Source organism: Pseudomonas sp. LAP_36 (assembly GCF_019456785.1).
Lineage (GTDB): Bacteria > Pseudomonadota > Gammaproteobacteria > Pseudomonadales > Pseudomonadaceae > Aquipseudomonas > Aquipseudomonas tritici.
This window is the reverse complement of sequence record NZ_JAHZMS010000001.1, coordinates 917,533-929,665: the sequence shown is the minus strand read 5'-3', so window position 1 is coordinate 929,665 and position 12,133 is coordinate 917,533. Positions and strand designations below refer to the sequence as shown.

General features: G+C 57.8%; 14 protein-coding genes. 8 read left to right on the top strand and 6 right to left on the bottom strand.

The genetic code is table 11. The features are described from left to right. Nucleotides 1–42: 42 nt before the first annotated feature. From JBO08_RS04360 to JBO08_RS04350, 3 genes are all read left to right on the top strand, one after another. A complete protein-coding gene (locus JBO08_RS04360; RefSeq protein ID WP_220074506.1) occupies nt 43–1,230 on the top strand; it encodes an MFS transporter in 1,188 nt (395 codons plus the stop codon). A gap of 196 nt (nt 1,231–1,426) precedes the next feature. Further along, entirely contained in the window at nt 1,427–2,083 is a 657-nt protein-coding gene (locus JBO08_RS04355; RefSeq protein WP_065889494.1) for a Wzz/FepE/Etk N-terminal domain-containing protein, read from the top strand. A 343-nt stretch (nt 2,084–2,426) separates the two neighbouring features. Beyond that, nucleotides 2,427–3,266, top strand: coding sequence for a hypothetical protein (locus JBO08_RS04350; RefSeq protein WP_220074507.1), 840 nt, complete (start codon nt 2,427–2,429; stop codon nt 3,264–3,266). A 43-nt stretch (nt 3,267–3,309) separates the two neighbouring features. On the opposite strand, the gene JBO08_RS28075 is transcribed toward JBO08_RS04350, so the two are convergent. Further along, nucleotides 3,310–3,522 (bottom strand): hypothetical protein, encoded by a 213-nt coding sequence (locus JBO08_RS28075; protein WP_065910442.1) that lies wholly within the window; start codon nt 3,520–3,522, stop codon nt 3,310–3,312. A 276-nt stretch (nt 3,523–3,798) separates the two neighbouring features. Here JBO08_RS28075 and dusA point away from each other — a divergent pair, with 276 nt between their 5' ends. Together dusA and tal are read left to right on the top strand one after the other, a co-directional pair. Continuing rightward, nucleotides 3,799–4,785 carry a tRNA dihydrouridine(20/20a) synthase DusA gene (dusA, locus tag JBO08_RS04345; protein WP_220074508.1) on the top strand — a complete coding sequence of 329 codons (987 nt, stop codon included), beginning with the start codon at nt 3,799–3,801 and terminating at the stop codon, nt 4,783–4,785. A gap of 332 nt (nt 4,786–5,117) precedes the next feature. Beyond that, nucleotides 5,118–6,044 (top strand): transaldolase, encoded by a 927-nt coding sequence (gene tal / locus JBO08_RS04340; RefSeq protein WP_065874858.1) that lies wholly within the window; start codon nt 5,118–5,120, stop codon nt 6,042–6,044. 105 nt (nt 6,045–6,149) lie between these two features. On the opposite strand, the gene rssC is transcribed toward tal, so the two are convergent. Next, the gene (gene rssC, locus JBO08_RS04335) at nt 6,150–6,632 is read right to left on the bottom strand and encodes an anti-sigma factor antagonist RssC (RefSeq protein WP_003172602.1); all 483 of its coding nucleotides are present in this window, start codon (nt 6,630–6,632) and stop codon (nt 6,150–6,152) included. Beyond that, the gene (gene rssB, locus JBO08_RS04330) at nt 6,632–7,813 is read right to left on the bottom strand and encodes a two-component system response regulator RssB (protein WP_220074509.1); all 1,182 of its coding nucleotides are present in this window, start codon (nt 7,811–7,813) and stop codon (nt 6,632–6,634) included. Before rssB ends, rssC begins: the two co-directional genes overlap by 1 nt. A 276-nt stretch (nt 7,814–8,089) precedes the next feature. On the opposite strand from rssB, the gene JBO08_RS04325 reads away from it, so the two are divergent. Then, the gene (locus tag JBO08_RS04325; protein WP_065882199.1) at nt 8,090–8,386 is read left to right on the top strand and encodes a PilZ domain-containing protein; all 297 of its coding nucleotides are present in this window, start codon (nt 8,090–8,092) and stop codon (nt 8,384–8,386) included. Nucleotides 8,387–8,446: 60 nt separating this feature from the next. Here JBO08_RS04325 and JBO08_RS04320 read toward each other — a convergent pair whose 3' ends face one another. After that, a complete protein-coding gene (locus JBO08_RS04320; RefSeq protein ID WP_065882197.1) occupies nt 8,447–9,136 on the bottom strand; it encodes a VacJ family lipoprotein in 690 nt (229 codons plus the stop codon). A gap of 195 nt (nt 9,137–9,331) precedes the next feature. Between JBO08_RS04320 and JBO08_RS04315 the strand changes: the two genes are divergently transcribed. Then, complete coding sequence (locus tag JBO08_RS04315) at nt 9,332–9,940, top strand: phosphatase (protein WP_065882195.1); 609 nt, start codon at nt 9,332–9,334, stop codon at nt 9,938–9,940. Between the two features lie 111 nt (nt 9,941–10,051). Continuing rightward, nucleotides 10,052–10,318: a DUF4404 family protein gene (locus tag JBO08_RS04310; RefSeq protein WP_065874853.1), complete on the top strand. Its 267-nt coding sequence runs from the start codon at nt 10,052–10,054 to the stop codon at nt 10,316–10,318. A gap of 136 nt (nt 10,319–10,454) precedes the next feature. Here the strand turns inward: JBO08_RS04310 and queF are convergent, their stop codons facing one another. Further along, nucleotides 10,455–11,285: an NADPH-dependent 7-cyano-7-deazaguanine reductase QueF gene (gene queF / locus JBO08_RS04305; RefSeq protein ID WP_065874852.1), complete on the bottom strand. Its 831-nt coding sequence runs from the start codon at nt 11,283–11,285 to the stop codon at nt 10,455–10,457. A 223-nt stretch (nt 11,286–11,508) separates the two neighbouring features. Continuing rightward, nucleotides 11,509–12,021 carry a plastocyanin/azurin family copper-binding protein gene (locus tag JBO08_RS04300; RefSeq protein ID WP_065874851.1) on the bottom strand — a complete coding sequence of 171 codons (513 nt, stop codon included), beginning with the start codon at nt 12,019–12,021 and terminating at the stop codon, nt 11,509–11,511. Nucleotides 12,022–12,133: the final 112 nt, after the last annotated feature.

The window sequence follows — 12,133 nt, the reverse complement described above, 5'->3', positions numbered from 1 at the left end:
CGGCGGCAGTCCTTCGTGTTATCCATCCCAACAGAGCGATCCATGTCTATCCACCAAACTCCCGGGCACGTGCTGCCCGCGCGCAGTGCCGCCAAAATGGAAGCGGCCATGGCCGTGGGCGCTTTCGCTATCGGTACTGGCGAATTCGCCATCATGGGCCTGATGCCCGACATCGCCCAGAACCTGGGTCTAAGCGAACCCCAGGTCGGCCACGCCATCAGCGCCTACGCCCTCGGCGTGATGGTCGGCGCGCCGTTGCTGGCCATCCTTGGCGCCAAGCTGCTGCGCAAACACATGCTGCTGTTGCTCATGGGGCTGTATGCCCTGGGTAACCTGGCGACCGCGTTTACCCCCACCTTTGGTTCGCTGGTAGCCTTCCGCTTTATCAGCGGCCTGCCCCACGGTGCCTACTTCGGCATTGCCGCCGTGGTGGCTTCAAGCATGGTGCCCAACGACAAACGCGCCGGCGCAGTCGCCCGCGTAATGATGGGCCTGACCCTGGCCATGCTGCTCGGCAACCCCATCGCCACCTTCCTCGGCCAACACCTGGGCTGGCGCTCGGCGTTTGCGCTGGTCAGCGTGATCGCCCTCTTCACCATCGCCCTGGTCTGGCAGTTCGTGCCGCACCGCCACGACGAACGACGCAGCGACCCGCGCAAAGAACTGCGCGCCTTCACCAAGCCTCAGGTGTGGATGGCCCTGTCCATCGGCGCGATTGGGTTTGCCGGGATGTTCTGCGTGTTCAGCTACCTGGCGCCGACCATGCTCGAAGTGACCAAGGTGTCGCCACAGTGGATTCCGTTCGGCCTCGCCGCGTTTGGCGTGGGCGGCATCATCGGCAACATCGCCGGCGGCAAGCTGTTCGACCGCATGCAGTTCCGGGCGGTGGGGTTGATATTGGTGTGGTCGATGGCCGTGCTGCTGTTCTTCCCCTTCGCGGCGTCCTCGCTATGGGGCGTGCTGCTGAGCATGGGCCTCGTCGGCACCATGGTGGCCCTGGCTGCGCCGCTGCAAATCCGCCTGATGGACATCGCCCACGAAGCCCCGAGCCTGGCGGCGGCGTCCAACCATGCGGCGTTCAACCTGGCGAATGCGCTGGGGCCGTGGTTGGGTGGGATGGCGATCACGGCTGGGTTGGGGTGGACGAGCACCGGGTACATCGGCGCGGTCACCGCATTGGTCGGCCTGGGAATCTACCTGATTGCGCGACGCATGCAGGGTGGGCATTGAGGAACGATCTCGTAGCTTGGCTGATCCTATGGCCGATAGCTTAGGTTAGGGTCGCAGCAGCTTGGAGCGACCCAGTGTAGCGCCGCTCCGAACCCGCCAGGCAAGAGTCATTCCCATCTTGCGTTTGCCATACTATTTCGTGGGCGTATTTTGCTTTTTTCTCTACAATTGCGGAACGTAAACAAAGGAATTTTTCGTGAGCAGTCCAACGCATCCAAACAACCGTCCCAACGATGATGAAATTGATTTGATCCCACTTATCCAAGCATTGTGGGCAAGCAAGATTACGATTATCGCCACAACCATCGTGGGTGTCGCTGCTTCATTAGCGCTTTACGCCTCATCACCTGAACAATGGACGGCCAGCACTTACATTACCAAGTCATCCTTGTACGATTTATATAAAGAAGTGAACGAAAAGAACGCTCCAGCCAAAACAAGCCCGCTGTCGCTGGAAACCAAGCTGTACAGCACCATACAAAACGATATTTTCTTTTCCGCCATGGGTGTCATGGCAGCCAATTCCATTACCCTGAAAGACACCCCACCCAAGTCAGGTGGAAGTGAGCCCGTTCTGTATATCGTCTCCACCACTGCGACCACGGCAGCGCTGGCTTCATCCCAGCTAAAATCCGCCATGGATAACGCCAACACTCAAGCCATAGCGCTGAACCTGCCGACATTGGCTGCGGGCAACACGCTAAAGGCATTCAATACCCTGGATGAAATCAAAACGTCCACCACTAAGAACACCAAGAAGTATGCCTTCCTGGGTGCCTTTTTAGGGCTGATTCTTGGAAGCGTCTTTGTACTCGGCAGGTTTTTTATTCGGCAGTACAAGCAGTCAAACTGATGGAAGGCTGTACTGCAGAAACTCCTCGATCAGGAAATAGACAGCGCAGACCAGCAGGGAAGCAATAAAAACAATAAACAATTTCGCGGAAAAAGTTGTTTTCATCAACGATACGTCAAGGAAGTGGAATAGTAGCCTTAAGCCATTATTGCACCGTACCCGCTTTATTTCACAACAATTTCTTGACGAATCTGCGAAAAAACTCACAACCCACAAACGCACGTCAAGGCAAAAAAGCCAGCATCAACGGTCATTTAAACTCTGTTCAGGTAACGTTCAGGTTGGATCCAATGGCGCCAGCCTGTAACATTCTTGTCATATTCATGAATGACAAGGACGTGTTTTGAGCTTTCCCGACAGCAGCGTGCTGCAGAACTTCCCCTCTACGCTCAACCACCGCAACGCCACGATCTTCATTACGCAGAGTGCCGACGACAGCGCCCAGCAGGCGATTCAAGACCTGATCGACACTCGCTATCAGCTCAAAGATCGCGTCAGCGCTCCTCTGAAAGGGATGGAGAATGATCTGTTCGCCAAGTCCCAACCACTCGACAGCCTCAAACCAAAACTGAGAGTGACGTTCGGCCGCTCAAAGCGCGACGGCACATTCGATTGGCCAGTTGAAGAAGTCATCAACACCCTCGGCGCACAGAAACGCGGTGCGCCGGTTGCCGGCCTGTATGGCTTCGACTACAGAAAGTCGGCACTGGGTTTGATCCAGGAGTTCTTCATCTTCACCCAGATGCTGGATGGCTACCTCAACGGACTGGAATGGCTCAAGCAAGAGCGCGACATCCAGAGCCTGATCAGCGCTTCTTTCAAACTGCTGCACTGCCTGCACGGCAAAGGCGTGGTGCACATGGATTTCTGGGCCAACAACGTGATGGTCAACTTAGAACAGCCCACTCTCGCCAAGGCCATCGACCTGGAAAACTGTTTCCTCACCCCTTCGGATTTCCTGAGTGAGGTCCTGGCCTTTCAATTCGGGTTCTTTTACCGGCGGGAAATCTTTCGGTTCGTGATCGAGGAGGATTACGACCGGAGGGTAGTGGACGAGTTGGCCAACTATGCGGGGGTTGATCGGGAGCGTTTTGACGAGGTGTACGCAGCAAGCAAACATGAAAATATCAGCCGCCGAGCACGGCGCGAAATTTTCCGTAAAGGGACAGTCGTGACGAGCTAAAGTCGCTGCGCCCGCTGGGCTGCCCAGCACCGCCATTGCTGCATCAATCGTCGTGAAGTAGCCCCGAACCGTACTCGCCATAACTGCTTCCAAGCCCACCACCTCCAAAACTCATTCTGGCGGCCTTGTTGGGGCTGTGGTCGCCGAACGCTTGGCAGCCCCCGGTAAAACAAGGATCGCTGCTCACGCCTGACGAACAAGCGCCCAAAAGCAACGTGCCAGCAATCATCACGACTTTGACAAGGTTCGAGATCATATTTCAATTCCCTGTGGGCTGGAGGCGCGGGAGTCGTCTCTTAAGGAGGATCGTAGACCTCAAGGGCGCAGAGGATGATGAAACTTTGCGCAGTGACAGCGTGGGTTCAGGTTGCCGGTTTGAGGTAAGGCAGCGAGATAGAATGTTAGGCGGCAGATGCGAACTCAATTAACGGCTGTCGACAAACGGGCGCTATTTCCGGAAACAGCATCCCCGACAGCTGACAGGCATCCCTGATAAACTGCGCCCCATTCGCCACGTTGACTCAAATTCCCAATGCCCCTACAAACCGCTCCCCTCTCCCGCCGCTTCTCCGTCGCACCCATGATGGACTGGACCGACCGCCACTGCCGGTTCTTCCTGCGCCTGCTCTCCAAGCACGCGCTGCTCTACACCGAGATGGTCACCACGGGCGCGATCCTCCACGGCGATCACGACCGTTTCCTGCGCCACAACGAAGCCGAGCACCCGCTTGCACTGCAATTGGGGGGTAGCGTGCCCGCCGACCTGGCCGCCTGCGCACGTATGGCCGAAGCCGCGGGCTACGACGAAGTAAACCTGAACGTCGGCTGCCCCAGCGACCGGGTGCAGAACAATATGATTGGGGCGATTTTGATGGCGCACCCTGCCCTGGTAGCCGATTGCGTGAAGGCGATGCGCGATGCGGTGTCGATTCCGGTGACCGTGAAGCATCGGATCGGGATCAACGGGCGGGACAGTTATGCCGAGCTGTGTGATTTCGTCGGCCAGGTTAACGAGGCAGGCTGCACCAGTTTTACCGTGCATGCGCGGATTGCGATTCTCGAAGGGTTGTCGCCGAAGGAGAATCGCGACATTCCGCCGTTGCGCTATGACGTGGCGGCCCAGTTGAAGCAGGACTTTCCGGAGTTAGAGATTATTCTCAACGGCGGGATCAAGACGTTGGAGCAGTGCCATGAGCATCTGCAGACGTTTGATGGGGTGATGCTGGGGCGCGAGGCTTATCACAATCCTTATTTGCTGGCGGAGGTGGATCAGCAGTTGTTTGGTAGCACGCTGCAGGTGATCAGTAGGGCTGAGGCGTTGGCGCAGTTGCGGCCTTATATTGCTGAGCATTTGGCCGGGGGTGGGACGATGCATCACATTACTCGGCATGTGTTGGGCTTGGGGACGGGTTTCCCGGGGGCTCGCAGGTTCAGGCAGCTGCTGTCGGTGGATATCCATAAGGCGAGTGATCCGTTGGCGTTGTTGGATCAGGCAGGAGAACTGTTGGAAGGACGGTGATGAGGGTGTGTCAGTCGGGGCAGGAGGTGACTGGACTGGCGCTTTCGCGAGCAAGCCCGCTCCCACAGTTGGATTAGCGTACCCCTGGTAGATATCGACGGCTGTGGTGCCGCTATCGCAGGCAAGCCAGCTCCCACATTTAATCGTGGTGTTCATGCGCTACTTCGGTTGAACCTGCTGGCCGTTTTGCCCTCCTAATTTAGCAGCCAGACCTGCCATTCAAACGGCTGTTTTCAGGTTGTTGCCCTCGCAAACGATCGAACGCATTTGCGCCCTTGAGCGCCTGCCGGCGCTCGGGTAATGTCATCAGACCCATAGGACAGAGCACGCCCATGACTTCCAAGCTGGAACAACTCAAGCAGTTCACCACCGTCGTAGCCGATACCGGCGATTTTTCTACCCTCGCCAAGCTCAAGCCGCAAGACGCCACCACCAACCCTTCCCTGCTGCTCAAGGCGGCCTCGATTCCGGGCTATGCCAAGCTGCTGGATGAGTGCGTACAGGACTGCAACGGCGACGTGGGCCTGGCCAGCGACCGTTTTGCGGTGGCGGTGGGTCAAGAGATCCTCAAAGTGGTACCGGGCCGCATTTCCACCGAGGTGGATGCCCGTCTGTCGTTCGACACTGACGCCGTACTCAAGCGTGCGCACCGTCTGATCGACCTGTACGACAAAGCCGGCGTTGGCCGCGATCGCGTGCTGATCAAGATCGCTTCCACCTGGGAAGGCATCCGCGCCGCCGAACAGCTGGAAAAAGAAGGCATCCAGACCAACCTGACCCTGCTGTTCTCGTTCGCCCAGGCCGTGGCGTGTGCAGAGGCTGGTGTGTTCCTGATTTCGCCGTTCGTGGGCCGTATCTACGATTGGTACAAGAAGGCCAACGGCAACGACTACACCGGCTCCGAAGATCCGGGCGTGCAGTCGGTGACGCGTATCTACAACTACTACAAGGCCAATGGCTACAAGACGGTGGTGATGGGTGCGAGCTTCCGTAACCTGAGCCAGATCGAAGAGTTGGCTGGGTGTGATCGCCTGACCATCAGCCCTGACCTGCTGGAGAAGCTGGCGGCGGATGAAGGCAAGCTGGAACGTAAATTGTCGCCAGGCCATGCCGGTGAAGCGCGTGTGCATCTGACTGAAGCGCAGTTCCGTTGGGAGTCCAACGAAGATGCGATGGCGACTGAGAAGTTGGCGGAAGGGATTCGTCAGTTTGCTCGGGATCAGGAGAAGCTGGAGGCGCTGTTGTCGGCCAAGCTGTAAACGCGGCGGCGGCAAAAAGGGCGGTACCCTCGCGGGTACCGCCCTTTTTTGTGCCCACTGTCTCAAGCCAGCTCCCACATTTGACTGTATTTCAGCAATTGGGGATCAGTGGCGTTCCAGCGCGTTGACGAGGTCGTGGAAGGCTTCGCGATTGGACTCGTTGAGGCCCATCAGGATCTTGTGTGCCTCCAGCACTTTCACACGCACCACTTCCTCGGACTGGTCCTGCGACGGCAGGTCAGTCAGGCATTCCGGGCAGGGGATCGGGCGATCAACAATGTTGAACACCTGGTCGAAGCCCATGGACTGCAGCAGCCGGGTAATGTCTTCGTGGGTGGTGACGACCGTAGGCAACAGGCCGACCTTCTGCCGAGACAGAATGGATAACTTGGCCAACAGCCCAAGGGTGGTGCTATCGATGCTGCGGGTTTCGGTCAGATCGATCACGATCGCCGAGAAATTCAGTGCTGTGAAAATCCGCTCAATCGTCGCATCCAGCGCCGAACACAAGGTCAGGCGCACTTCACCGACAAATTTCAGGACGAAGGTCCCGTCTTGCTCGGCGAATTGGATTCTTCCGGTACTCATCAAAGATTCCTGCTCAACACCAATAGGGCGATATCATCCGGCATCTCCCCTAGCGTGGCCAATCCAAAAACCTGCCGCAGGCCATCCAGGCTGCCGCCCGCCGACTTGACCTTTTGGGGCAAGGCGGCTTCTTTCTCTTTGAGTGTAGGCTCTGGAAGGAGGTCCAGGATGCCGTCGGACATCAGCGTAAGGCTGAACGTCGGCGGCAGTTCCATGATGTGGTCTTCGTAGGTGGCTTCATTGAACAAGCCTACGGGCAGACCACGCCCTTCCAGGTAACGCACACTGTCCGGAGTGTATAACACTGGCATCGGCAGGTGACCGCCGATGCTGTAGGTCAAAAGACCGGTTTCTTCGTCAATAACGCCGCCGACCATCGTCACGTGCTTGCCCAGCTTGCAGCTGATCAAGCCCCGATTGATGTGGCCCAGCACCTCGGAGGGGGTGAACTCCGGCAAGGTGCCATTGCGTTTGGATTCGAACAGCAGCCGTGTGGTCATGAACTTCAACAACACGGTGACAAAAGCCGAGGAAGCACCATGGCCAGAGACGTCGGCCAGGTAGAACGCGACACGCCGCTCGTCAACGCGGAAGTAATCGACAAAATCACCCGACAGGTACAGCGAAGGGATGATCTGGTGTGCAAACTGGAATTCGTCGATGGTCCAGGGGCTGACTGGCAGCATGTTCATCTGCACCTGGCGACCGGCGTTCTGGTCTTCCTGAAGCAGGTTAAGGCTGGCTTCGAGTTCGCGGTTGGCGGTTTCGAGCTTTTCGCGGTAGCGCTGGTTTTCCACCAGAAGACGTGCACGATCCAGGGCACGGCGCACCGAGTGCTCCAGCACCGCCAGGTCTTCCAGGGGCTTGATCAGGTAATCGGCAGCCCCCAGGCGCAGGGCTTCGACGGCATCGTTCATCACGCCGGCACCGGACACGACAATCACCGGCGTCTGCGGGGCGAGCTCAGTCACCTGGCGAATCAGCTCGAGGCCGCCCATCTGGGGCATGCGCAGATCGCAGATCACGAGGTCAGGCTGTTCGCGCTCGAATACCTGGAGACCCTGTTGGCCATTACTGGCCTGCAGGACGCTGAAGCCACTGTCTTCCAAATAGGCCGCTAGGCTCGCGCGCACTACTTCGTCGTCATCGATTATCAGCAGCGTGGCACTGGTTTTTTGCATGTGGGCAAACGGCGCCAGAATTAGGTTGGCGTAGGCGGCTCGGCAATGGCCGGGCTCACGTACTGGATTCGCTTTCTAGCCTCTCTGTCCTACAAAGCATTGGGATTTTGCCCATGCACAAAGGTAAAGCAGAGGTGCCCTTCTAAGGCGCAGACGGTACTCCCATCCGACAGGGGTTTCAAGCTCATGCCGATGGTCGCCGGACGTCTTTACACCGCAAATCACCGGGAGTTATAAGAACAGGCACGACCACAACACAAAGTAAGGATGAAACCTATGAGCGAGCACGAGCGCGACTACGCTGAAAAACGCGATTTCATCCGCATGCGTGTGGATGCCGATGTGTCTCTGATCCACGCGGGGCAAGAGATTGCGGGGGTGTGCGTGGACCTTTCCAGCTCTGGTATGCAGGTACAGGCACCTCGCCAGTTCAACGTCGGCGACCTGCTGACCGTGCGCATCGATTCGGAGCACGCCGCACTGAAAGGACTGGAGGCGGATACCGAGGTGGTGTGGGCCAAAGCCACAGGTGAAGACCAGCACCTTGGTCTTAAAATCCTGAAGATGCGCTGAAAGACGCGCACAAAAAAGGCGACCGCTGGGTCGCCTTTTTTCATTTCAAAACGTCACAGCTTAGAAGTCGTCGACAACCTTGCCATCCTTGACCTTGAACTCGCGGTTCTGCAGGTAGGCGTTGCGGATGAAGGTGTACTTGTCACCTGTGATCAGTTTTTCGCTGTCGAGCAGGCTGGCGCGGGTGTCAACAATGCCCAGGCCCATGACACTGTTACGCAGGGAAACATCATCCATGTAGCGGTACGGCTGCGTGTAGCTGTCCACGTACTTGGACGGCGCATCGCGCAGTGTGCTTGGGCCCAGCAGCGGAATCATTACGTATGGACCGCTGCCAACACCCCAGTAGCCGAGGGTCTGGCCGAAGTCTTCATCGCTGCGTTGCAGCCCCATTTTGGTGCCCACATCAATAAAGCCCAGCACGCCGAAAGTGGTGTTGACCAGCAAACGGGCAGTGTCGACACCGGCATTGTGAGGTTTGAGCTGCAGCACGTTGTTGGCCAGGTTGCCGACATCCCCGATATTGCGGAAGAAGTTGTGGATACCGTCTTCGACAAATTGTGGGGTAATCCACTCATAGCCCTGAGCCAGTGGCTTGAGGGCATAAGTATCAACCGTGTCGTTGAACGTGAAGATCGGGCGGTTGATACTTTCCCATGGATCATCTTCCGACGCCGCGTGTGCGGCGAACGGGGCCAGCAAGACAGTGGCACACACCGACAGCTGAGCGAAGTAGTGGCTCCAGCGCATAGCTTTTGCTCCTTGAATGGTCTGTCATGGGCGCTATGCCCTGAATAAGGCGTTCAGTATATGACGGAAGTGTCCAATTAGGCAGCTTCCGGGATCTGTCGCACGCAAAATGGACAAAATTCCTACAATTAACAATCTTGTCATCGACTTGTCATCCAGCCTCGATAGCGTTAGAGCTATTTCAGGGATGTCGACATGCCTCACGCTGAAATAGCCATCGCCAGTGCTCCCGCCTTGACTGCCGTCTTGTTTGGCTTGAGTGGCTGCCTGGTGGACTTCGGTTCCCGGGCGCGCACCGATTCGACCTCCCCCGATTCCCAAGCCACACCTGGCGCGCTGAAAATCCTGCGCAGCCTCAAGGAACAAGGCGTCCCCTGCGCCTGGCTGGATGAACTCCCTCCCTCTGTCACTACGCCCCTGGCCGTCACGCTGCCTGACTGGGTCAAGGCGACGCCACCTTCCTCAATCCGCTGGCCGGCGCCGCATGCCTGCTGGCAAGCCTTGATGGCGCTGAACATCGAACGCCTGGGAGGCTGCGTGTTGGTCAGCGGCGAACCGCGCCTACTGCAATCTGGGCTCAATGCCGGATTGTGGACCATCGGCCTGGCCTCCTGCGGCTCGCTGTGCGGCATGGCACCGGAACAATGGCAAGCGCTGAGCGAACAGGAACGCGAACACAAGCGCGGCAAGGCCACCGTCGCTCTGTACGGGTTGGGCGTGCACTCGGTCATTGATCACCTGGGCGAACTCGGCACCTGCTTGGCCGACATCAGCCTGCGCCAGCTCAAAGGCGAGAAGCCCTGACACGGATCATGCACAGTCGCCGCCGGTGGATTAATCTACAGGTCAGCCCGTAGACCTTTCTCGGCGTGCCGCGGTCTATGCCAGTGCCTATCGAATAAAAGGAAACATGTCATGCCTGATCGCAAAAAACTGGAAGAACAGGTCGAGATCCTGCGCGGGCAGTTGGAACAGGAACCGCCGCTGTCGGAAGAGAAACGTGAAGCGCTGGAGGCCTTGATTGCCAAGTTTGAATTACAACTTGAACTGGAACCGGCCACACAGACACCCAGTATTTCTGACGATGTGAATCAAGCTGCTATCGAGTTCGACGCCGAACACCCGGTCATTTCCGGGACTTTGCGCAATATCATGATCACCTTGGGCAACATGGGGATCTGATCCCTGCCCCAAGCCAAACGCAGAACCTAATGTGGGAGCTGGCTGGCCTGCGATAGCGATCTCTCAGTCATTCTTCAGTCGACTGATACACCGCCATCGCAAGCCAGCCAGCTCCCACATTTGCTTTATATGAAGGCTACTGACGAGCCAGGCGCACGTTCTGGAACGCCACCTCTTCCGTGCTGCGATACGGGTTGATATCCAACCCGCCACGCCGCACATACCGCGCATATACGGTCAACTTCTCAGGCTTGAGCAAACGCTGCAGGTCGAGAAAGATGCGCTCTACACACTGCTCATGGAAGTCCGAGTGCTGGCGAAAGCTCACGAGGTATTCCAGCAGACTGGCGTGATCCAGCGCCGAGCCACGGTACTCCACCACCACACTGCCCCAGTCAGGCTGGCTGGTCACCGGGCAGTTGGATTTGAGTAGATGGCTGTGCACGCTCTCCTCCACCGTGCGCGAATCATCGCAACGCAGCAATTCCGGACGGGGGTGCTCGTAGTTGCTGACGCTGATATCCAGCTCATCAATGCACACACCCGGCAACGCCATCACGCCTTCAGCCTCGATTTCGGCCAAGCTGCGGATGCGCACGCTCACAGGTTTACCTGCGGCTGCGCTGAGGTCGGTACGCAGGGTCGCTTCAAGGCTGGCCGTATCGGCGAACGCGGTCTGATTCAACGAGTTGAGGTACAGCTTGAACGACTTGGACTCGATGATGTTCGGCGAATCGGCCGGAATGCTGAATTCACCGATGGCCACCACCGGCTTGCCGGACGGCAGCAGCCAGGACAGTTCGAAGCAGTTCCAGAAATCCACGCCCTTGTAAGGCAAGGTCTCGGCGCTCAGGCCCAGCTCGGCCCATTTGGCCGCGCGCGGGATCGGGAACAACAACGAAGGTGTATAGGTGGAGATGTATTCACTGGACTTGCCCAGCGGCGAATGTTCGGCTGCGGGATGCATGGCGGAAACCTGGCTAAATAAACCGCGCCAGTCTACCAGCCTTTGCTCCTACCCTTAAGAAACACAGCACCGCCCCGCCCCGTAGCAGCTGTCGAGCCTTGGCGAGGCTGCGTCAGCGGTGCGCCTGACACTCCGCAAACGCAGCCTCGCCAAGGCTCGACAGCTGCTACGCAAAGCTCAGGCAAGCTCTTCACCCGACTAGCCTAAAGACGCCATCTGCGAATTAGTTGACGTTAAGCTTGCCGACCATCCCCGCTTGATAATGCCCCGGCAGGTTGCAGGCAAACTCCAGGCCCGTGGCTTTGGTGAACGTCCAAGTCAGCTCCGCAGTTTTACCGGGTTCAACCAATACGCTATTGGGGTCATCGTGCTTCATCGCGCCATGGCCCATGGCGCTGTGGTCCATTTCGCCCATACCGGTGGCGGTGAGCATGCCACTGGCCTGCATCTGTAACATTTCCTTCTGATGCTCGGCATGCATCGCTGCATCGCCCAGGTTGAATTCGTGGAGCAACTGGCCCTTGTTGACCAGTACAAAGCGCACCGTCTCACCGGCTTTTACGTCAATGGACTTGGGCGAAAAGGAAATGTCCTGCAGCGTCACTTCCACGGTGCGAGTGGCTTTGCTCGCAGGGGCTGCCTGGCCGAACGCATAGGCGTGCGCCGCATCAGCCACCGCATCGAAACTCAACGCCAGCAGGCAACCCGCCAACACCAGGGGTGTACGCAACGCCATGTCTATTCTCCAAAAATGTGCAACGAGCTTGGGCAGCACTCTAAGATGACGCCGCTGCCAGCCAGCTGACTGCTAGATTACAACTTTGTCAGCTTGGCCCCCTGCCCTGGCA